Raw genomic sequence first — 21,025 nt, 5'->3', positions numbered from 1 at the left:
GCCGGACAATCCACAGCTCGGCACCCCCACTCACACCCCGTAGTACGACTTCACCAACCGTTCGTACACCCACCCCGGGACGAACCTTCTGGTCCAGAAGGAGGTTCGGACGTCGCGGCCGCAGAGGTAGGTTTGGCGGGGTTTGGGGGTGGAGAGGATGGTGTGGAGGCGGCGGGCTACGGCTTCGGGGGTTTGGCCCGCCTCGAGGTAGCCGGTGACTCGGGAGAGGACCGAGGCGCGGGTGGTGTCGTAGGCGGGGATGGGGTTGGTGGCGTGCGGGGAGTTGGCGATGATGGGGGTGACGGTCCAGCCGGGGGCCAGGACCGAGACGTGGATGCCGAAGGGCGCCACTTCCATTCGGGTCGCCTCGCCGAGCCGTTCCACCGCGCCCTTGGTGGCCGAGTACCAGCCGCCGTAGGGTTCGGCGATCGCGCCGGCGCCGGAGCTGACGACGACGATGCGCCCGGAGCGCTGGGCGCGCATGATGGGCAGCACGGCGCGCAGGACGCGGTGGGTGCCGAGCACGTTGGTGTCCACGATGGCGGCGGCCTCGTCGGGATCGGTCTCCTCCACGGAGCCGACCACACCGTGGGCGGCGAAGGTGACGGCGGCGTCGATCCGGCCGTGCCGTTCGTGCATCTGCTTCACCCAGAAGTCGACGGCCTCGGTGTCGCGCACGTCGACGGTGGCGATCCCGTCGGCGGCCACCTTGTCGCACCCCTCCACCTGGTAACCGAGCCCGGCGAGATGGGTCATGGCCGCCGCGCCCATACCGTTCGCGGCGCCGGTGATCAGGACGACTTTTCTCATGCCGCACACACTTTCAGCGCTCGGGGCAGCACCTCGAGGCGCGCCGACTTCACCATCGTGATCTCTCCGTCCAGTTCCAGCGGCGTGACTTCGGCGGGCCGCAGCTCCACCGCCGACGCCCGCTCGCACACCGTGCGCGGCCGCCCGGTGAACTGGCCCCGGTACAGCGCGGCGATCAGCCCGACGGTCTGCCACCGCCCGGCCCGCTCCCAGATGTTCACGTCGAACATGCCGTCGGTGCGGGTGACCGGGGTGTCGTAGCGCATCCCGCCCGCGAAGTGCACGCTCTTGAGCACGCCGACGTTGGTGACCGGCGCGGCGTAGGTCCAGTTGTCCCCGCTGACGCGGATGTCCAGCGGCCGGTGCGTGACGATATTGCGCAGCGCGGTCGCGATGATGGCCGCCTCCACGTTGCGGCCCTTCAGCCACCCCACGAGTCCGGTGGCGTGATTGAACGAATGATTGCCCGCCGCAACGAGTCCCACGCTCGCGTTCAGCAGGAAGTACCGCACGGCGGTGCTGCCGTCGGACAGCGTCAGCGTCGCCTTGCCGATATCGACCGGCTCCGCGCTCGCGGCGTCCACCCGGACGGGAACACCGTTGATCCGGGATTCCTCGGCGACGGGCTTGTGAAAGTCGTTGGAACTGCCGAGCCCGACCGCGCCCAGCGCCACGTTCTCGGCGCCGGCCCGGGGGCGATCCGTCGCGGGGTCCATCAACGCGTTGAGCACCAGGTGCACCATGCCGTCACCCCCGGCGGCTGCGATCACCGGCGGCGCACCGGCGTCCACGGCGGTGCGCACGAGTTTGACGGCTTGGTCGGCGTCGGCGGGCATTTCCACGTTCACATCCGAATACCGGTGCCGTAGTGCGGATTCCACCGGCTCCCAGCGCGAGAGACCGGCCCCCGCGTTCGCGTGCGGATTCAGGACGACAAGCATGGTTCCTCCTCGATGCCCAGCCAGCGGTGCAGGGCGGGCCACGGCCCGGTCTCGACCAGCCCGGTGCGGGCGCAGTCCGTGGGGATGTCCTTCGGGTCCACACCGACCAGGAACACCGGGATTCCGATCAGCGCGGCGGGCGCGTCGTTCACCGGATCGTTGCCGACCATCACGCAGTCGCGAGCGGTGGCGCCGAGCCGATCCAGCAGCCCGGTGTAGAACTCGGTGCGCGGTTTGGAGCGGGTCATGTTCTCGCCGCTCGTCCGCATCGCGAAGACGGCGGGATCGTAACCACCCCAGCGCAACCGGGCCAGCACGGTGCTGTCGGGCCACATCGGGTTGGTGGCCACCACCTGCGTCACACCGGTCTCCGCGAGCCGCGTCACCGTGTCACGAGCGGCGGGCAACGGCGGGAAGCAGAACCGCAACCGGGGGAATCCTTCGTCGGCCAGCACCCGGAATCGTTGCGCCGCTTCGGGTTCAGTGAGCCCGGTGCGTTCGGCGAGCAGCCGCACCATCAGCGCGGTGTTCGTCAGCTCGCCGTCGTTCGCCCGCGCCTGCCCGACCACGCCCGACAGCACACGCAGAAACCGGTGCGGCGCCACGAGATCGCGGAACACGTAGGCCGCCACGGCGGGCATCGCCACCTTGAACGGCAGGCGGCGCAGCCCGACCAAGGTGCCGTCCAGATCCCACAGCACCGTCCGATAGCCGCGCTCCGGGCTCATTCCTGACTGTCCATCACCGCTTGCAGATCCGCGCGGGTGAGCCCCAGCTCGGCGGCGAAATCCTCGATGGTCTTGTGCTCGCGCGCGCCGCCCACGCCGACCCGCCCGGCCAGCTCCGTGCCGTAGGCGGCGCCGAGGTCGACCACGGTCTTGGCCAGCGCCGCCGGGAACAGCCAGCGCCCCAGGTCCCGCTGGAACACGCGGGTCAGGCGGTAGGGCGCGGACACCCGGGCGCCCAGGGCCGAGAGCCGGGAGGGCTCGCGCAGCGAACTCATGCGCTCGGCCTCGTCGGCGGGCACCACCAGCAGGTTCGACCACAGCGTGCCGAAGCTGGCCAGCTTCTCGCGCGGCGCGCCGGTCATGTTGAACTCGGTGTAGGCCTTCTCGATCCGCGAGGTGTGCGTGGAGCGGCTGCGCAGCAGAGCGTGGATGTCGGCGGTCTTACGGGCGGTGTCGTAGCGGGTGAACCGGTCCACGCGCGGCGCGATCCGGCTCACCACCCGCGCGAATTCCGGGATCGGCACCAGCCGGTCGGCGAGCGAAAGGGCGTGGTACATCAGCCGTTCGGTGCCCGCCTTCTCGATCTCGGCGAGCAGCAGCTCGTAGTCGAGCTCGCCCGCGGCGTAGCGCGCCAGGTTCCAGATGTCGGCGAGTTCGCGCACACCGGTCTTGTAGTAGGGCAGGTGGACGCCGAGGTGGTGCAGGTTGTCGGTGTGCGACATGGCCCACGCGGGCACGCCGTGGAAGTCGATGCGCCGCACGCGATCCCAGATAGCGTCGTAGTCGATCGGGTACCCGGCGAGCGGGGTGATGAGTCCCCAGTGCGTGCCGACGACGAGCGCGCCGTCGCGCGAGACGAACGAGGGCAGGTGGTGGGAGCGCTTGGCCCGTGCCTTGGGCGCCTTGCCCAGCAGCTCGGTGGTCGCGAAAAGGCCCAGCTCCCGGTAGATCTCTATGGCGGCCTCGACCTGATCGAATTCGATGAGGATGTCCAGGTCGTTCATCCGCTTGTAGCGCGGGTCGCGGTAGATCTCGGTGGAGAACAGCATCCCCTTGAGCACCACGCACCGGATGCCCGCCTCGTCGAACCGCTTCACCAGTTCCAGCGCGCCGCGCAGCCGGCGTTCGTTGGCGTCGGCGATGCGCTCGGTGACGGCCGCGAAACCCTCCCGCACCGGCTCCGGCACCGCGTCGAACAACCCTTCGCGCTCGAGGCGGCGCTGCACCAGCGGCACGGTCGCGTTGACCTTCGCCAGCTCGAGCACCTCGGACCAGTCCCCGATGCCCCCGGCCGCCTCGGCCAGTGCCGCGCGCTCGGCCTCGGTCGGCTCGGCCAGCGCGGCGTGCACCAGCAGCCGTTCGGCCGGGGAACCGCCCGCGGCGATGGTGAATCCGGTCATCTATCGCACCCGGCCTTCCTGTTCGGGATGGAAACCGAAGCGGCGCGCGACGGTCGAGATCTTGTCCAGCGCGAAGTCGAGCTGCGCGCGCGTCAGCGTCGCCATCATCGACACCCGCAGCCGCTGCAATTCGCGCGGCACGGCGGGGAATTCGACGCCGTTGACGAACACGCCCTCGGCGTGCAGGGCCGACACCACCTCGCGCACGGCCAGCCGTGCGGGCACCGGGATCGGCAGGATCGCGGTCTCCGGGTTCACGTCGAAGCCGATGCGCCGCAGCTCCGACACGAAATACCGCACGTTCTCGTGCAATTGGGTGATGCGCTGCGGATTGGCCTCGATGAACTCGATCCCCGCCAGCACCGACGCCAGCACGGCGGGCGAAAGCGAGGCGGAGAACATGTAGGAGCGGGCGAAGAACCGCAGCGTGTCCACCATGTCGCGGGACCCGGCGACGAAGCCGCCGGTGGTGGCGAACACCTTCGAGAACGTGCCCATCGAAACCTCTACGGGCACACCGCCGAAGTGCTCGGCCGTGCCGTGTCCCTTGGCGCCGAGCACGCCGGTGCCGTGCGCGTCGTCCACCGCCAGCCACGCGCCGAACGAATCGCACAGCGCCCGCAGCTGGGGCAGCGGCGCGATATCGCCGTCCATCGAGTACACGCCCTCGACGGCGACCACGATGTTCGCCCCGGGACTGCGCCAGCGCACCTGCATGAGGCGGTGGCGCAGGTGGTCGAGATCGTTGTGCCGGAACGCCATCGAGCGCACCCGGCCGAGCTGGATGCCGTCGTAGAGGCTGGCGTGGTTCTGCTCGTCGTAGACGAGGATGTCGCCCTTGCGCATCAGCCCCGTCACCCAGCCGACGTTCGCCGCGTAGCCGGAGGAGAACAGCAGCGCGGACTCGCAGCCCTTGGACGCGGCCAGCCGCTCCTCCAGCCGAGTGTGCAGGGTGGTGGTGCCGTTGAGCAACGGCGGTCCGCCGCAACCGATTCCGTATTCCCGCACGGCCGCGACCGCGGCCTCCATGATCTCCGGTTCGCTGCCGAGCCCGAGATAGTTGTTGGAGCCGAGCATGATCAGGTCGCGCACCTCACCACCCGGATCGCGCACCTGGACGACCGGCCCCGCGGGCCCGGCGATCTCGCGCAGCACGAACCCGGTCTCCCTGGAATGGGTGACCCAGGGCCGGAATTCGGCGAAGCGCTGGTCGAAGGTGCCCGCGGTCGGGTCGAGATAGTGCTCGAGGCTGAAGTTCTCGCCGTGCACCGGTTCGGGCGGCGCCTCGGGCGCGGTGTCCATGCTCGTCATACGTCTTCCACCTCCGAGGAACGGACGCGCTCCGCGAGCGTGACGGTGCCCGCTTTGCCGTCGATGACCACTTCCGCGCCGTCGGCGATGAGGCGGGTGGCGTCGGCCACGCCGACGACCGTCGGGATGCCGAGTTCGCGGCCGATGATGGCGGTGTGCGAGAGCACGCTGCCCTTCTCGCTGACCAGTCCACCGGCCGCGACCATGAGGAACACCCAGCCGGGATCGGTGGTCGAGGCCACCAGGATCTGCCCGTCCACCGCGACCGTCGGGTCCGGTTCGGTCAGCACCAGCGCGGGGGCACGCACGCGGCCCGGCGCGCAGCCGACGCCGCTCAGCACACCGGTGGCGTCGCCGGGCAGCGACGGCCCGGTGCGGGCGAGTTCGGGGTCTTCGAAGTGTGCCGCCGCGATGCCGGTGGTGACGACGCGCGAGGGCAGGTCCTCCGCGCGCCACCGCTCGTGGTCCCGCTTGCGCAGGGCGACGGTGCGGGCGGCGTCGGTGTCGACGGCGGTGCCGCGGGTGAGCGCGGCGATCTCCTCGTAGGTGAGCCAGAAGATGTCGCGCGGGTCGTCCAGCACCCCCGCCTCGTGCAGTTGCCTGCCGTACTCGCGGAACAGCCGCTTGATCAGGCCGAACGAGCGGCTGCGGCCCAGCCGCATGTTCTCGCGCTGCTTGACGTGTTCGCGCGCCAGACGCAGCGCGATTCGGAACGCCAGCCGCGGCGCGACGGCCTCGCGGAACAGCTCACCGGCCGTGCTCTCGGCCTCGGCGCGGATGAGCTTCTCCCTGGCCTCCATGGCCGCGATGTCCTGGCCGCCGCGCACGTAGTTGCGCAGCATGGGCACCAGCAGTTCGGGGCGCTCGCCGAGCGGGTCGGTCTCGAGTTTGAGTTCGTCGAGGGTGCGGTCGCCGAAGAGCGCGATGTGGCGCAGGCAGGCGGCGCGGAAGCGGTCGAACCGGGGCTCGGCCAGCGTGCGCCACACCTGGGCCGCGTCGTCGGAACCCTCGAACAGCGCGCGCAACGCGTCGTCCTCGCGCACGGCGGCGGCCAGCTCCAGTGCCGAGCGCACGGGGTCGACGCTGTCGACGCCCTCCTCACCGCAGAACAGTTCGTTACGCAACGTCGCGGCCTGCGCCTCGGAAAGCCCTTGGCGTTCCAGCAGAATGCCGACCAGGTGGAACATCTGCTGGGCCAGGAAGTCGTTGAAGATCTGCACCGAGTAGGCGGGGATCAGATCGCTGATGCACCGCTCCATCCAACACAGCAGTTCTTCCGGTTCCCTTGCGCGCGAGGGGTTCTCCGGGTTGAGGCGGTAGTCGAGATCCGCGGTGAAGGCCGACAGCTCGGTGAAGAAGCGCCGCAGCCGCTTCGGCAGTCGCAGCCACCCGATGAGCACGATCGCGACGACGCGGATCCGCAGCAGATACGTCTTCAGCTTGGCCAGGCCGCGTTCGGGCGGGGCCGGACGGCGGTACCGGTTCTCGATATTGAGCGCCGCCTCCCACCCCGCGATGGCGAACTCCATACCCGGGATCTGGAGAAACAGCCGGTACCAGTTGCTGATGTTGTAGTAGATGCGCCCGTGCACCGTGCCGACCAGGTAGGGGTACAGGCTCGACGCGTTGCGCGCCACGATCGCGCCGGTCGCGCCGAAATCGCGGTGGCAGGCGCGGAACACCTGCTCGTAGGCCAGCCGCAACACCGAGAAGGTCAGCGGGCTGGACAGTCCCGGATACGACTCCGCGACATTGACGTTGTCGAAGATGGTTTCGCGATCTCCGGTCGCGGTCACGGGACGCGCCTGCAGCAGGTACAGCACGCCCGCGTCGTCGTAGGCCCACTCCACGTCCTGGGGCGCGCCGTAGAGTTCGGCGAGATCGGCGGCGACGGAGGTCAATTCGAGCACCTGCGCGTCGGTGAGCGCGGAATCCGCCACGGCCTCGGGCAGTTCCCGGACGACGGTGCCGCCCTGCGAATCCGATTCCACGCGATGCCGTTTCGCCGTCACGGTACGTGCCCGCACGGCACGCGCGGCCACGTCCACGAAGTACGTGTCGCATTCGACGGTGCCCGAGACGACGCCCTCGCCCAGGCCCAGCCCGGCCGAGACCACGGCCTCGTTCTCGTCACCGGTCTGCGGGTTGCAGCTGAACACCACACCGGCCACGGCGCTGTCCACCAGCACCTGCACCAGCACGGCGCAGTCGATGGCGCCGTTGTCCAGGCCCCGGTGCGCGCGGTAGAACAGCGAACGCTCGGAGTAGGCCGAGGCCAAGCACTCGAGCACCGCGTGCTCCACCTCGGCGGGCGCCACGTTGAGCAGCGTATCGAGCTGTCCGGCAAAGGAATCCGATGCCGAATCCTCGCCGCTCACCGACGAGCGCACGGCCAGGCGCACGTCCGGGCCGAACGCGGCCACGGCGGCGGACAGGTCGGTGCCGATATCGGCGGGCACGGTCAGTGCGGTGACGAGCTTGCGCACGGTGTCCGACACCGCGCGCAGCGAGAGCGGATCGGTGTGGTCGAGTCCGGTCAGCGCCTCGGCGATCGGCTCGGCCACCGCACCCAGGATACGGTGGCAGGCGTCGGCGGTGAGCACGGCGAACGGCGGTACGCGGTGGCCGGCCGCCAGCAGCCGGCCCAGGTTGGCCGCCTTGGCTCCCACCTGCGCCTGTGTCACCCGCCCGAGCGCGGCCGCGGGCAGCACCGCATCGGTCGTGGCGTTGTTCACAGGACCTCCAGCTGGGGTTCGGGTGCGACGGCGGCGCGGCGGCGCAGGCGCACCACGACGGGATCGGGCGTGTTGGAGATCTCCGGGTTCTCCCTGACCCGCATGCCGTTGACGAGTTCCAGGTCGTAGCGCGAGAGCAGCAGCGCCAGCCCGACCCGCACCTCCACCAGCGCCATGTGCTGGCCGACGCACAGGTGCGCGCCCCAGCCGAACGGGAAGTACCGGAATGTCGGTCGCGCCCTGGTGTTCTCGCGGGTGAATCGGTCCGGATCGAAGGTGAGCGGCGAATCCCAGAACTGCGGCAGCCGGTGGTTGACGAATGGGCTGATCACCACGATCGCACCGGGTTCGAGGTCGAAGCGGTCGAAACTGTCCGCCTCCAAGGCGGTTCGGCTGAACGCCCAAGCGGGCGGGTGAAGGCGCATCGCCTCGTCGGCTGCCCGGCTGACGTAGTCGAGTTTCGGTGCGGCGTCGGCGATCGCGGTCGCGTAGTCGTCGGCTCCCGCGAGCGCGGCGTCGACCTCGGCCTGGGCCGCGGCGAGAACCGCCGGGTTCCTGCCCAATTCGTAGAGGGTCCAAGCCAGCGCGCCGCCGGTGGTCTCGTGTCCGGCCAGCAGGAAGGTCAGCACCTCGTGGCGCAACTGCTCCTCGTCCATGGCGTGCCCGGCGTCGTCGCGCGCCGCGAGCAACCGGCCGAGCAGCGATTTCGCCTCCGCGTCGCCCCCGTCGCGGCGATGTCCGGCGATCACGTCGTCCACCACGCGGTGCAAGCGCGAAAGCACGCTGCGGAACCGCCGGTTGGCGGGTGTGGGCACTTCCGGCGGGATCTGCACGGGCGCGGCCATATGCCGCATCACCCACGAAACACCCTCGCGCACATCGTCTTCGATCTGGGGCAGCACATCGTCGATATCGGCGCCCATCACCGCGCGGCACACCACGTCGGCGGCGAAACCCATCAGCTCCGGCACGATGTCGAAGGCCTCGCCGCTGTCGGCCAGCCGGTCGAGACGATCCAGCATCCGCTCGCCGCAGGCCACCATCTGCGGCACTTCCGACTCCACGTGCCGGCGGCCGAACGCGGGTTTGATCAACGCGCGCTGCCGTTTCCACAGCTCGCCGCCGCTGGTGAGCAGGCCGGGGCCGAGCAGGTAGTTCAGGCTGCGGTAGCTGATGCCCTTCTCGTACTTGGTGGCGTGCGTGACGAGCACCTGGTTGATGTGCTCGGGATCGACCAGCAGGTGCACGTGCTGGTTGGCCATCCGCAGCCGCACACTACCGCCGTAGGCGACGGCCTGGTCGTAGAACAGGGTGAGCGGGTCGGACCGGTACTGGTTGTACCAGCCGAGCGGGTGGCGGCTGGACGGCCCGTCCAGCTTGCGAGCGGTCACCGCGCGCTCCCCGCGCCTGCCAGCTCGGCGTCGGAGAGGAAGCGCCTGCGCGCCTCGGCCCGTTGCACTTTACCGCTGGTGGTCTTCGGAATACTGCGCGGCGCCACCACGTGCACGTCGGCGGGCAGCACGCCGGTGGCCTTGCTGACCGCAACCCGCACCGCGCGGCGCAGCGCGTCGTGTTCGCTGTCGTCGGTGGAGCTTTCGACAATCAGGTGCAGATCTTCGGACAGGCCGGATTCGTCGGCCAGGCCCACGGCGGCGACGCCGCCGAGCCGCACACCCGGCACCGCTTCGGCCGCGAGCTCGAAGTCGGTCGGCACGTAGTTCGCGCCGCGGATGATGATCAGATCCTTCTCACGACCGGTGACGCGCAGCCGTCCGTCGCGCAGGTAGCCGATGTCGCCGGTGTCCCACCAGCCGTCGACCCAGGCCTCCGCCGTGGCCTCGGGCAGCCGGAAGTAGCCGGGTGTGGTGGACGGGCCGCGGAACTGGATGCGCCCGATGCGGTTCTCCCCCAGCGGGTTTCCTTGTGCATCGGCGATGCGCACTTCGGTGCCGGGTACCGGAGGGCCGCAGTCCACGACGCGCACGGCGTCGGCGTCACCGTCCTGCGCGTCCGTCACGATGCCGTCCTCGGCCATCGCGGCGCGCGACACGATGTCGTAGGCGACGGGGCGTGTCGGCTGCGAAACCGTCACCGCGAGTGAGGCTTCCGCCATGCCGTAGCAGGGCACCAGCGCGTCGCCGGGCAGGCCCCACGCGGTGAAGCGGTCCACGAAACCCTGCACGGTGGGCGCGTGGATGGGCTCCGCACCGCAGAACAGGAACCGCCAGCTGGACAGGTCCACGCCGTCGAGTTCCTCGTCGGTGACGCGGGCGGCGGTGTAGCCGAACGCGAAATTCGGTGCGGCGGTGATGGTCCCGCGGTAGCGGCTGACGTTGCGCAGCCAGTCGCCCGGCCTGCGCAGGAACCGGCTGGGCGGCATGAGCGCCGCGTCGCGGCCACAGAAGACCGAGGTGAGGAAGCCGCCGATCAGGCCCATGTCGTGGTGCAGCGGCAGCCAGCTGACCCAGCTGTCGCCTTCGCCGATGGCCGCGACGCGCGCGATCTGCTCGCAGTTGGCGGCCAGATTGCCGTGGCTGATCCGCACACCCTTGGGCGTGCCCGTCGAGCCCGAGGTGGCCTGGATGAACACGGTGTCGCCGGGTTCGGGCAGCCGGGGGGCACGGGTCGGGGCGGACGGGTCGAGCGCGAGCGCGTGCAGCGCTTCACCGCTGATGGTGGCGATGTGCTCGGGCAGCGTCGCGATGTCCAGCGACATCGGCGTGCCCACCACGGCCGCGGGCTCCAGGTAGTCCGCCAGGCGGGCGAGTTTCTCCCCGAAGATGTCGGCCGAACCGAAACCGCCGGGCGTCGCGACCGCCGTCGGCACCGCACCCACCAGGAGCGCGCCGAAGAACGCCGTGGCGAATTCCGGTGCGGTGGGCAGGCACAGGAGCACGCGGTCGCCGGGGCCGACACCCAGATCGGCCAGTCCCGCAGCGGTTTTCGTCGCCGCGACGGCCAGGTCCTCGTGCCGCCAGATGGTTTCGTCGCCTTCGGCCTGATCGGCCCGCTCGGGGATGAAGACGGTGCGCGGACCGTCGGCGCCGCGCTCGGCGGCGGCGAGCAGCGCGTGCACGATGCTGGCGTGGCGGGGACGGAACTCGCTCACGCGGCACCTCGCACGTGCGCGACGATCTCGCCGACCGTGTTGAGCCGAGCCGCGACGTCCTCGGGGATGTCGACGCCGAACTCCTGCTCCAGCTGGATGGTGAGTTCGATGGCGGTGGGCGAGTCCAGGCCGTAGTCGACCAGCGGTGTGCCGGGCTCCAGATCACCGGCGGGCACCCACAGCACCTCGCCGACGATGGTGCGCACCTTGGCTTCGATATCGGTCGTCGTACTCATCCGAAAAGCTTTCCTTCCGTGACGCAATCCCGCACCGAGCGCTCCAGATCGGCACCGTCGCCGGTGTCGATCCGATGGAACGTGACGTGCGGGAATGCTTCGGCCAGCGTGCGCTGCACGCGCAGGTAGCCCTCGCGCAGCGCGGTGAGGTGCTGGGCCGTCTCGTGCGCCTCGCGCGGCGCCGAACCCGAGCGCTCCACGCAGCGCGCGGCCGCCTGCTCGGGCGGGGCGTCCAGCCACAGCACCGCGTCGGGCAGGGTGGTGCGGAACCGGTGGCCGAACGCGGCGACCGCCTGGGCGGTGTCGCGGCCCACCAGATCGGCGACCTCGTCCAGCACCGACCAGAGGTCGGGCGAGGCGCCCAGACGCGCGGCCTCGGCGCGGTGCCAGGCGCGGATATCGGCGAACGTGCCGGGCGCGTGGCGCTCCAGCACCGCCTCGATCTCCGCTTCCTTCACCGACGCACGCCACTGCGGCCGCGCCAGTTGCGTGTACAGCGGGCCGTAGACCAGCAGCTCGACCAGCGGGTGCCGCTCGAACACCAGCACCTCGGGCGCGAAAGTGTCCAGGAAGTGCCGCTCCACCGGCCCGAACAGGGTCATCTGGAGGTACATGGCGACGGCCTTCATCTCCAGGCCGCCGACCTCGTCGCACCCCACGCTGAACGCCTTGAGCTGACGGGACAGGTCCGCGCACGGCACGTCCCTGGTGTTGTGGAAGTCCGGGCACGTCATGGACGCGAACGCGGTGGGCACGGCCGCGCCGCTCGCGCCGGAACGGTCGCTGTCCGGCGCGAGTTCGCGCAGCCGCGCCATGATGGACGACTTGCCCGCGCCGTCGATGCCGACGACGGCCACCCGGCGGGTCATCGGTCGTCCTCCCGCAGCCGCTCCAGCATGGCCTTGGTGATGTCGGCCTGCGGCTGGGTGCCGTCCAGGCGCACCCAGGCGAACTCGGCCGCCAGGTCCTCCAGCGCGGCGTGGCTGCGCTCCTGGAAGTCCAGGAATACCTGTTCGTCGCCGTACCCGGACTCGTAGTCGCTGCGCAATTGCTTGCGGCCCAGCGCGTCCTGCGGGCTGACGGTGAGGTAGAAGGTGCGGTCGGGCTCGGGGAAGCCGGCCGCGAGCTTGCGCAGCACCTGCGGGTCGCCGCCGTGAGCGACCTCGGTGGCGTAGTACTTGTACCAGTACGCGTTGGCGAGCACGGTGTCCGCACCGCGGTCGGCGGCCAGGTCGAACGAGAGCTGCATGGCGTGGAACAGGAAGTGCGCGCGCGACAGCGGCGAGAGCACCTTCAGGTACGCGTAGACCTCGCTCGGGTTGCCGAACGGCAGCTTGCTCGACACCTTCGGGTCCAGGAACGCGTCCCAGATGGTTACGGCGGCGACGCTGTGCCCCTGCGCCTCGAATTCCGCGGCCAGCCGCGCGATCTGCGTGGTCTTGCCCGACCCGTCGCCACCGGCGATACAGATGAGGCGTTTGCGTGCGATCAGTGATTCATCCCTTCCACGGGCCGCCGGACGCGTCGCCGCGGGGCGGATCTCGGTAGCCGACGTCCCCACCCCGACGTCCTTCGCACGCGCACCGGATTCCGGGCGCGCGATTTGACCGTCCCCCGCGACGGTCCCGTCTCCGGACGGGTCTTCTTCTTGTGCGGCAATGACTTCCATGGAGCTGTCCGGTGCACGGCCGGTGTCCGACGAGGCTGCCACGCGCTCGGCGACGGACTCGTCCGCCGCGCGCGTCTCCGATCCGGCCTGCGAAGTATCGGCGTTCGGCACCGATTCCCCTGCGGCACCGTCGGTTTCCCCGGACTCCAGCACGGTGATCACACCGGTCCCGCCGTCCACACGGATGCGCTGTCCCGAGCGGATCGCCGCCGTCGCGCCCGCGACGTTCAGCACCGCCGGGATGCCGTACTCGCGGCCGATCACCGCCGCGTGCGAGAGCATGCCGCCGACCTCGGTGACCACGGCCGACACCAGGCCCAGTGCCGGGGTCCAGCCCGGATCGGTGAAGCGGGTGACGAGGATGTCGCCGTCGCGCAGGCGGTCGATCTCCGACAGCGAGGTGATGACGCGCGCGGTGCCCTCGGCGATGCCCGGACTGCATCCCAGACCGGTCAGATCGCCGTCACTCGGCGCGGCGCCCTGTGCCTCGCTCACGCCGCCGCCCAGCTCGTGCGGCGGGACGAGATCGCGGTAGCCCGCGTACATCGCACCGCGATAACGGATTTCGGGCGCCAGTTCGGCGATGGTGACGCGGCCGCCGACCAGATCGGCGAGTTCGTGGATGGTCAACAGGAACACGTCGTCGGCGCGGTCCAGGGTGCCCGCCGCGGCCAGGCGCGCACCGGCCTCCACCACGTACGCCCGCACGATGGCGTAGCAGCGCTGCGAGAACTCCCGCATCCGCTCCCGCGCGATCAGGTAGTTGCGCATCCGCTCCACCTGGCGGTCCAGGCCGCGCGCGTACCGCACCCGCGTCCCGGCCTTGGCGCGCACACGGTCGCGCAGCGCCGCCAGTGCGGTCTCGTAGCGGTGACGCTGCTCGACCAGCGTGACGTCGGGATCGGCGGGCGGGGCGCCGCGTTCGAGCATCGGCGCGATCATGTCGCGCACGCGCTTCGGGTCCTCCGACCAGCGCGGGCAGGTCAGGTCGAGTTCGGCGTCGGCGTGAAATCCCTGGTCCGCCAGGAACTCCGCGAGCGCGGCGTCCCATTCGGCGCTGTCCAGACCGTGTTCGCGCCCCACCCGGTGCAGCGCCACGATGCCGCGCTGCAACTGCATGTGGCTGATGTCGGCGAGACCGCCCATCAGGTCGAGCACGGGCGTGCTGCCGCCGGTCGCCGCGTCGACCTTGTCGATGAGCTGCTTCACGTCGGACTGGACGCTGGAGTTGTAGTAGATCGTGGTGAAGTACGAGCGCTCGGTGTCGGCGTGGAAGGTGAGCAGGCACTCCTCCAGTTCCGTAGCGAACGTCGCGTCGTCGGCCTCCCGCACGCGGGCCGCGCGTTCGCGCCACCGCGCGTACTCGGCGGGCCAGCGCCCGGCGAATTCCTCGACCCGGCGCAGTTGTTCGCCGTATCCGCTCTGCACGGCGAGCGCCGCGGGCAGGGCGCGCGCGATGGTGGCGGGGGTGGTCGGGGTGTGGATCGGCCCGGCCTCGCCGTAGTTGTTGAGCACGCCCAGGTCGTCGTCGAAATGCCGTTCGTCCCAACCGGGAATGTGCCGGAAGCACGACTTGACCGCCTGCACGTTCCAGTAGGCGCGGCCGTAGTACATGGCCATCCAGTCGGGCTCGGTGCCCTTGGCGAGCAGCTTCAGCCCGCGGAAGAAGCGCTGCATCGAGTACTGGAAGGCGTTGTCGTACAGCGAGTACATCAGCGGCGTGCAGACGCGCGCGGAGACGCCGCCGTCGCGCAGATCGGCGTCGGAGAACTGGCCGATATCGGTGCGCCAGGTGATCGCGGTGATGGCGCGCGACTGCAACAGCCACAGCGTGCCGTCGGCGTCCAGCGCCCACTCGATGTCCTGCGGGCGGTGCCGGAAGGCCTGCACCGAGAGCAACAGCTCGGCCAGTTCGGTGAGCGCGCCCGGGGCGAGCGTCACGTCTTCGCCGCCCGAATCACGGTCCAGCACAACGCCGTCGCGCAATCGCAGCGAGTACCTGGTGGGCGTCACGTGGCCCGACACCAGACGTTCACCGAGCCCGTGGCAGCACTCCACCAGCGCGTTGTCCTCTATGCCGGTCAGCGGGTCGATGCTGAAGCCGACACCGGCGACCTCGGCCGCGACCATCCGCTGCACCAGCACCGCGACCGTCGCCTTCGCCTCCGCGAAACCGCTGCGCGACAAGTAGGTTCGCACCCGCTCGTTGTGCGCCGACTCGCGGCACTCCGCGATGCGGGCGCGCAGATCCGCCACATCGGTGATGTCCAGATAGGATTCGTACTGGCCGGCGAAGCTCGCGTCGTCGAGGTCTTCGAGCACGCCGCTGGAGCGCGCCGCCACCGGGAAGCCGCCGAGCCGTCCGACCCAGGCGGACAGGTCGTCGTCGCTCACCGCGTCGAGGTCCAGCGCGGCGGGCACCACGAACCCGGGCGGCACGTGGAAGCCGCCCGCGATCAGCTCGTGCAGGGTGCCCGCTTTGCCGCCCGCGCGGTCGGTGTCGAAGTTCTCGGCGCCCAGGAACATCGGGGCGTCGGTGGTCGATCGGATGTCGGTCATGACGGGTCCTCCAGAAGCCGGCCGCACCGGGCGCACGTCGTGCCGGTCGGCCAGTGCGCGGGCAGCGCGCACGCCGGACACCGACAGCGCGCCGTAGGACGGGCTGTCGGTGCGTGGTTCGAAGCCGAGCAGGATGGATTCGGCCAGGCAGGCGTAGACGACGCCGGGCGCGAGGCCGAGTTCGGGCAGGTCCGGGGTCTGCTCGAGCGGCAGAGCCATGCGGCCGCCGGAGACCAGGGTGACATTGGGCAGCTCGCCCGCCGCCGCGGTCACATCGCCGGGCACGGCCAGATCGCACACCACGACGGGCCCGGCGCCGGCCAGCAGGTCGGCGGTGATCGGTGGCTCGGCCGCGTTGGTCGCGGTGACCACCACGGCGCAGTCGCGCAGCGCCGCCATGTCCTCGCTCACCTCCACGGTGCCCGGCAGCGTGGCGGCCACCCGGCGCAGCCGCGACCCGGAGCCGGGACGCCCCACCAGAACCACGGAATCCGCGTCGGGAGCGAGCAATTCGGCCATGACGGCGCCGATATTGCCGAGGGCGCCCAGCACTCCGACGCGCCGCGCTCCCGGGCGCAGCTTCGCCAGCTCGGCCCGCACCACGTCGTGCGCGCAGGCCGCGGTGAGCGAGTTCCCCGATGTCACAGTGACGTTGTCCTCCACGACCTCGCGGGCCGCGTCGGTGACGATGGAGGTGTAGCCGCCCAGGCCGATCACGCTCGCGCCCAGGCCCACCGCGTGATCCACGGCCGCGAGCACGAGATCGCGCAGCCAGGCGCGCTGCCCGCCGCGCTGACTCTCGGCGATCTGCGCCGCCGTCACCGGCACCGCGATCACCACCACCTCGACCTGCGCACCGGAGGGCGAGTCGACCACCCGCCTGGTGAGTTCGAACGGATCCGCGACACCGCGCAGCCGCTCGAACAGGTGGATGAACCGCTCGTCGGACCAGTCGTCGAGTTCCGGTGCGAGCCTGCGCAAGTCGGCCGATTCGGGCAGGTTCGCCAGGAAGGCCACGCGGCGCGGCGCACCCCACGCGGGCGGCGGCTCCGACACCGACCGTTGTGGGCGCGGCGCGCGCTGCGGCGCGGGCGCCTGCGTGCCGACCGGTCCGGTGAGGTGCGCGAGCAGGCGGGTGTAATCGCGGGCGTGCAGGATCTTGGCGACTTCGTCGAAAGCCGTGATCAGCCGGTCGATTTCGTCGGCGCCGAGCCCGACCGAAGGCTGGACGCGCAGCGTCGTCGGCGCGGACAGCGTGGGCAGCACGCGAATCCGGTGGTGGTGCAACAGGTATCCGGCCACGAGATAACCGAGCATGTCCGGCGCGCAGAGTTCACGCAGCAGCGCGGAATCCGGGTCGACCGGCGCCATTTCGATGCCGTGGATCAGTCCGCGTCCGCGCACTTCGGCGATCACGCCGGGCCATCGCGCGGCCAGTCCGGCCAGCCGATCCGCCAAACACGTTCCGGTGTCCTGGATTCGGGGCAGGTTGTCCCGCATGAGGTCCAGCGCGACGTGCGCCAGCTCGGCGGACAGGTCGTCGTCGGCGAAGGTCGAGGTGTGATAGCGGCCGAAGTCCGAGATCGCCCGGCCCGCGTCCACGAGTAGCGCCGAGATCTTGGCCAGTCCGCCGCCGAGCGACTTGGACAGCAGGTAGTAGTCGGCGCGCACGCCGGACGGTTCGGCGGCGAGAAACGTTCCGGTGCGGCCCATTCCGGACTGGATCTCGTCGAACACCAGCGCCGCGCCGTGCCGGTCGGCCAGCTCGCGCAGGGCGCGCAACGTCTCGGCGGGGACCAGGCGGACACCGCCCTCCCCCTGCACCGGCTCGGCGAACACCGCCGCCACCGGCGAAATCTCCTGATACGTCCGCAGCGGACGCCCGTCACGGTCGACGCTGATGCGACACAGCCGAAGCATCTCGGCGTCGAGCGCGCCGAGGATCTCGGCGGGCTCCCAGGTGCGCAGCCGGTGCCTGCGCGGCCCGGCGACGATGAGGTCGGCCGGGGTGTCGGCCTGTTCGGTGAGCGCGAAGGCACCCGCCGTCTTGCCGTGGAAGGCGCCGGCGAGCGAGACGAAAAGCGGCCCGCGCGAACGCAATTCCGCCACGTCACGCAGGGCGTCGGTGAGTGTGTCGGCGACGGAGCGGGTGTCGTCGTCCGTCGTGGGTTCGGGGCGCATCCCGTCGATCCCGTCGCGACGGGCCCGCCGCAGATCACGGCGCAGCTCCTCCTCCAGCCGGGTGAGCGTCCGCGCGTGCACGACCGCCGCATGCCGGATGGCGCCCTCGACCGCGTCCGCGCCCGTGGACCCGAAGGTCACCACGTAGCGGCCGCCGGTGGTTTCACCGACCAGCTCCGAGAGCCGGCGGGCCAGCGCCGCCGGACCCGGCCGGATGCTGCCCTGCGCCACGAACGGCATCTGCCGGTTGAGACCGGCCGTGGCCACCCGTACCAGCTCAGGGTGGTTGTGGCCGAACAGGGCCGAACCGAAGCCTCCGACGAAATCCAGGACCCGCGTGCCGTCGGCCGTGATCAGCTCGTCGCCCACGGCGCCGGTGTAGACCACATCCAGATTGCTCGCGCGTAGCAGAGCGGCCAGGCCGGGGCGGTGATATCCGGCGTAATCAGCGAAAAGCCGGCCCGAATCGGGCGCGATCACCGGCTACGCCCCGATCCTCGCGGGCCCGGTCTTATCGGCCACGTAGTCGATCACATTCCGCGCCGTGTGCATCGTCGCCGCTTCCTCGTCGCTGATCTCGATGCCGAATTCGCGCTCGATTTCGATGACGAGTTCGGCCGAGCGCACGGAATCGAGTCCGTAGTCCAACAGCGGGGTGTCGATATCGATGTCGGGCACCCGCAAGCCGTGCCGGAACAGCGCACACACCCGGTTGCCAACATCCGAATCCACAGCCACTTACCCTCCGATTTCCGCTGGACCGGCGCGACGACGCGCCCGGCGTTTATCCGACCGCACAAGCCTCAGCGGCGAGAGCCGTGCGTTTTCACAGGACTACAGGAGGCGCCGGATGCACGCAATACGACAGGATCGGGGGCCGGTTCACCCCGGGGCGGTTAGCTATTTTTCAGCTATCTAAGCAGTGTCAGATTCGATTCGTCGCGTAGCACGAGATACTTCGGAACGCATTGCTCCCCGGCGACAAATCCGTGAAGTGGTTGAAAAATCCAATAATTCGAGCCAGGGCCCGGAATTCCCGAAATGGCCCGGATCACGCCTGTTCACCCCCCATTCACCGCAGCGTCCGGCGATTTCCAGCCGACCGGTAGGTACGTTATTGGCCCGCCGATTGCCAGCGGCCGCGCGGCACGCCGAGACGGACCCCGGCGGCCCGCAAACGATTTCGCCCGTGATGAAGTGTGACGACTTTCATCGCAATCGTTAGTGACGGCATCCGAAACCGGACGCGGTCCGGTACTCGAATCCCGCATCACTCGAAGAATCAACCATCACAATCCGGACGAATCGCCGGACTCGCGCTTCTCGTCGTCCGAACGGGCGGGCGGTTCGGTCGGCACCACCGGCCGCAGCAGCACCCAGGCGAAGAACGCCACCGACACGGCGCCCATGCCCAGCCCCGCCCAGATGTTGACGTTGATGCCGCCGGTCTTGGCCTCCTCGGCGGCGGTGTCGTGCACGAGCCCGGTGATGACCAGGACCACGGCGTAGAGGCCGAGCAGGGCGCCGACGATGGTGCGGATGTCGAAGAGCATCGGTGAACTTCCTTATCCGACAATGATGTTCAGGGCGATGACCAGCACGAGCGCGATCCCGGCGAGCAGCACCGGCCGCTGGTACCAGGGCAGGGTGGCCGCGTCCGGATCGGTGCGCACGGACTTCGGCGTCTCGGAGTAGACGAGGCCGACCAACTCGGCGGCGGGCTTGGGCTGGGTCACCTGGGTGACCACGACGCTCACCACGATGTCGACCACGAACGCGACGCCCGCCGCCACGAAACTCGCGCCCTGCCCGGACAACTGGAACACCTCGAGCTCGTGCAGGATGAACACCAGCACGGCCGAACCGGTTCCGGCCACCAGGCCCATCCACCCCGCGGTCGGCGTCATCCGTTTCCAGAACATGCCGAGGATGAACGTGGCGAACAGCGGCGCATTGAAGAAGCTGAACAGCGTTTGCAGGTAGTCCATCATGTTGCTGAAGTTGCCCGCGATGAACGCCGTGAAGATCGCGGCCACCGTCGCGCCGACCGTGGCCAGGCGGCCGATCCGCAGGTAGTAGCCGTCGGGCTTGTCCTTGACCACGTACTGCTGCCACAGGTCGAAGCTGAAGACCGTGTTGAACGCCGAGATGTTCGCGGCCATACCGGCCATGAACGCGGCCAGCAGACCCGCGAGGCCGATGCCCAGCAACCCGTTCGGCAACACGTCCTTCATCAGGTACAGCAACGCTTGGTTGTAGGTGACATCACCGCTGTAGTCCGGGTCGGCCGTGACCGCCTGCTTGTACTCGGCCATCTCCGGCACCAGCACCGCGCTGATCATGCCCGGGATCACCACGATCAGCGGGATGAACATCTTCGGGTAGGCGCCGATGATCGGCGTGCGCCGCGCGGCGGAGATGGAGTGCGTGGCCATGGCGCGCTGGACCTCGACGAAGTTCGTCGTCCAGTAGCCGAAGGAGAGCACGAAGCCGAGACCGAACACGATGCCCAGCACCGAGAGGAAGTTGTTGGCGAACCCGCTCAGCTCGTTGCCCGGCCAGGATTCCAGCTGCGCGGCGCCGCCGGGCGAGGCGGTCACCTTGTCGCGCAGGCCGTCCCAGCCGCCGACCTTGTGCAGGCCCACCAGCGTGAGCGGCAGCAGCGCCGCAACGATGACGAAGAACTGGAGCACCTCGTTGTAGATCGCCGCCGACAGGCCGCCGAGGGTGATGTAGGAGAGCACGATCACCGCGGCCACCACCACCGACACCCACAGCGGCCAGCCCAGCAGTACGTTGAGGATGGTGCCGAGCAGGTAGAGGTTCACGCCCGCGATGAGGATCTGCGCGACGGCGAAACTCAGCGCGTTCACCAGGTGCGCGCCGGTGCCGAAACGCCTGCGCATGAATTCCGGCACCGAACGGACCTTGGAGCCGTAGTAGAACGGCATCATGACCACGCCGAGGAACAGCATGGCCGGGATCGCGCCGATCCAGAAGTAGTGGAAGGTCGGGAAGCCGTACTCGGCGCCGTTGGCGGACATGCCCATGATCTCGACGGCGCCGAGGTTGGCGGAGATGAACGCCAGGCCGGTCACCCAGGCGGGCAGCGACCGCCCGGACAGGAAGAAGTCGATGCTCGACGAGACCCGGCGTTTGGCCAGCAGGCCGATGCCGAGCACGAAGACGAAATAGACCGCTACCAGCGCGTAGTCGACGGGGTCCGCGTCCAGGCGCAGGCCGGACTGGGCGAGTGGCTGTCCCGCGGCGTGGTGCAGGGAGTGGAGCAGGGGTGAATCGGCAAGCGGCACAGCGTCGTCCCTCCTGGCGATGGCAACCGGGTGTC

Annotated in this window: 14 protein-coding genes; all 14 read right to left on the bottom strand. The window is 69.9% G+C overall.

The window, feature by feature from the left end; translation table 11 throughout:
- Nucleotides 1-30: 30 nt before the first annotated feature.
- Nucleotides 31-810: an SDR family NAD(P)-dependent oxidoreductase gene (locus OHB21_RS17330; protein WP_067514036.1), complete on the bottom strand. Its 780-nt coding sequence runs from the start codon at nucleotides 808-810 to the stop codon at nucleotides 31-33.
- Entirely contained in the window at nucleotides 807-1,751 is a 945-nt protein-coding gene (locus OHB21_RS17325; protein ID WP_067514037.1) for a diacylglycerol/lipid kinase family protein, read from the bottom strand. The genes OHB21_RS17330 and OHB21_RS17325 overlap by 4 nt, the downstream gene beginning before the upstream one ends.
- Entirely contained in the window at nucleotides 1,736-2,479 is a 744-nt protein-coding gene (locus OHB21_RS17320) for an HAD family hydrolase (protein ID WP_084538179.1), read from the bottom strand. The genes OHB21_RS17325 and OHB21_RS17320 overlap by 16 nt, the downstream gene beginning before the upstream one ends.
- Nucleotides 2,476-3,879 carry a nucleotidyltransferase domain-containing protein gene (locus OHB21_RS17315; RefSeq protein WP_195126229.1) on the bottom strand — a complete coding sequence of 468 codons (1,404 nt, stop codon included), beginning with the start codon at nucleotides 3,877-3,879 and terminating at the stop codon, nucleotides 2,476-2,478. Before OHB21_RS17315 ends, OHB21_RS17320 begins: the two co-directional genes overlap by 4 nt.
- Nucleotides 3,880-5,190, bottom strand: coding sequence for an aminotransferase class I/II-fold pyridoxal phosphate-dependent enzyme (locus OHB21_RS17310; RefSeq protein ID WP_084538180.1), 1,311 nt, complete (start codon nucleotides 5,188-5,190; stop codon nucleotides 3,880-3,882).
- Nucleotides 5,187-7,925 (bottom strand): PEP/pyruvate-binding domain-containing protein, encoded by a 2,739-nt coding sequence (locus tag OHB21_RS17305; protein WP_195126228.1) that lies wholly within the window; start codon nucleotides 7,923-7,925, stop codon nucleotides 5,187-5,189. Before OHB21_RS17305 ends, OHB21_RS17310 begins: the two co-directional genes overlap by 4 nt.
- Nucleotides 7,922-9,316, bottom strand: coding sequence for a cytochrome P450 (locus tag OHB21_RS17300; protein WP_195126227.1), 1,395 nt, complete (start codon nucleotides 9,314-9,316; stop codon nucleotides 7,922-7,924). Before OHB21_RS17300 ends, OHB21_RS17305 begins: the two co-directional genes overlap by 4 nt.
- A complete protein-coding gene (locus OHB21_RS17295) occupies nucleotides 9,313-11,034 on the bottom strand; it encodes a fatty acyl-AMP ligase (protein ID WP_195126226.1) in 1,722 nt (573 codons plus the stop codon). The genes OHB21_RS17300 and OHB21_RS17295 overlap by 4 nt, the downstream gene beginning before the upstream one ends.
- Nucleotides 11,031-11,270, bottom strand: a complete 240-nt coding sequence (locus OHB21_RS17290) for an acyl carrier protein (RefSeq protein WP_067514043.1) — start codon at nucleotides 11,268-11,270, stop codon at nucleotides 11,031-11,033. Before OHB21_RS17290 ends, OHB21_RS17295 begins: the two co-directional genes overlap by 4 nt.
- Complete coding sequence (locus OHB21_RS17285) at nucleotides 11,267-12,139, bottom strand: hypothetical protein (RefSeq protein WP_195126225.1); 873 nt, start codon at nucleotides 12,137-12,139, stop codon at nucleotides 11,267-11,269. The genes OHB21_RS17290 and OHB21_RS17285 overlap by 4 nt, the downstream gene beginning before the upstream one ends.
- Nucleotides 12,136-18,159, bottom strand: coding sequence for an aminotransferase class III-fold pyridoxal phosphate-dependent enzyme (locus tag OHB21_RS17280; RefSeq protein ID WP_195126224.1), 6,024 nt, complete (start codon nucleotides 18,157-18,159; stop codon nucleotides 12,136-12,138). Before OHB21_RS17280 ends, OHB21_RS17285 begins: the two co-directional genes overlap by 4 nt.
- A gap of 3 nt (nucleotides 18,160-18,162) precedes the next feature.
- Complete coding sequence (locus tag OHB21_RS17275; RefSeq protein WP_170160848.1) at nucleotides 18,163-18,411, bottom strand: acyl carrier protein; 249 nt, start codon at nucleotides 18,409-18,411, stop codon at nucleotides 18,163-18,165.
- Between the two features lie 557 nt (nucleotides 18,412-18,968).
- Entirely contained in the window at nucleotides 18,969-19,232 is a 264-nt protein-coding gene (locus OHB21_RS17270; protein ID WP_195126223.1) for a hypothetical protein, read from the bottom strand.
- Nucleotides 19,233-19,244: 12 nt separating this feature from the next.
- Nucleotides 19,245-20,918 (bottom strand): sodium:solute symporter family protein, encoded by a 1,674-nt coding sequence (locus OHB21_RS17265; RefSeq protein WP_113975405.1) that lies wholly within the window; start codon nucleotides 20,916-20,918, stop codon nucleotides 19,245-19,247.
- Nucleotides 20,919-21,025 lie beyond the last annotated feature (107 nt).

It is taken from the genome of Nocardia puris (genome assembly GCF_036051655.1).
GTDB lineage: Bacteria > Actinomycetota > Actinomycetes > Mycobacteriales > Mycobacteriaceae > Nocardia > Nocardia puris.
This window is presented reverse-complemented; position numbering and strand designations above follow the sequence as displayed.

What these genes read in the sequence shown, in the direction of transcription:
- OHB21_RS17310 (WP_084538180.1), bottom strand. Translation starts at nt 5,190, where the DNA reads ATGACGAGCATGGACACCGCGCCCGAGGCGCCGCCCGAACCGGTGCAC.
- OHB21_RS17330 (WP_067514036.1), bottom strand. Translation starts at nt 810, where the DNA reads ATGAGAAAAGTCGTCCTGATCACCGGCGCCGCGAACGGTATGGGCGCG.
- OHB21_RS17320 (WP_084538179.1), bottom strand. Translation starts at nt 2,479, where the DNA reads ATGAGCCCGGAGCGCGGCTATCGGACGGTGCTGTGGGATCTGGACGGC.
- OHB21_RS17270 (WP_195126223.1), bottom strand. Translation starts at nt 19,232, where the DNA reads ATGCTCTTCGACATCCGCACCATCGTCGGCGCCCTGCTCGGCCTCTAC.
- OHB21_RS17285 (WP_195126225.1), bottom strand. Translation starts at nt 12,139, where the DNA reads ATGACCCGCCGGGTGGCCGTCGTCGGCATCGACGGCGCGGGCAAGTCG.
- OHB21_RS17290 (WP_067514043.1), bottom strand. Translation starts at nt 11,270, where the DNA reads ATGAGTACGACGACCGATATCGAAGCCAAGGTGCGCACCATCGTCGGC.
- OHB21_RS17315 (WP_195126229.1), bottom strand. Translation starts at nt 3,879, where the DNA reads ATGACCGGATTCACCATCGCCGCGGGCGGTTCCCCGGCCGAACGGCTG.
- OHB21_RS17325 (WP_067514037.1), bottom strand. Translation starts at nt 1,751, where the DNA reads ATGCTTGTCGTCCTGAATCCGCACGCGAACGCGGGGGCCGGTCTCTCG.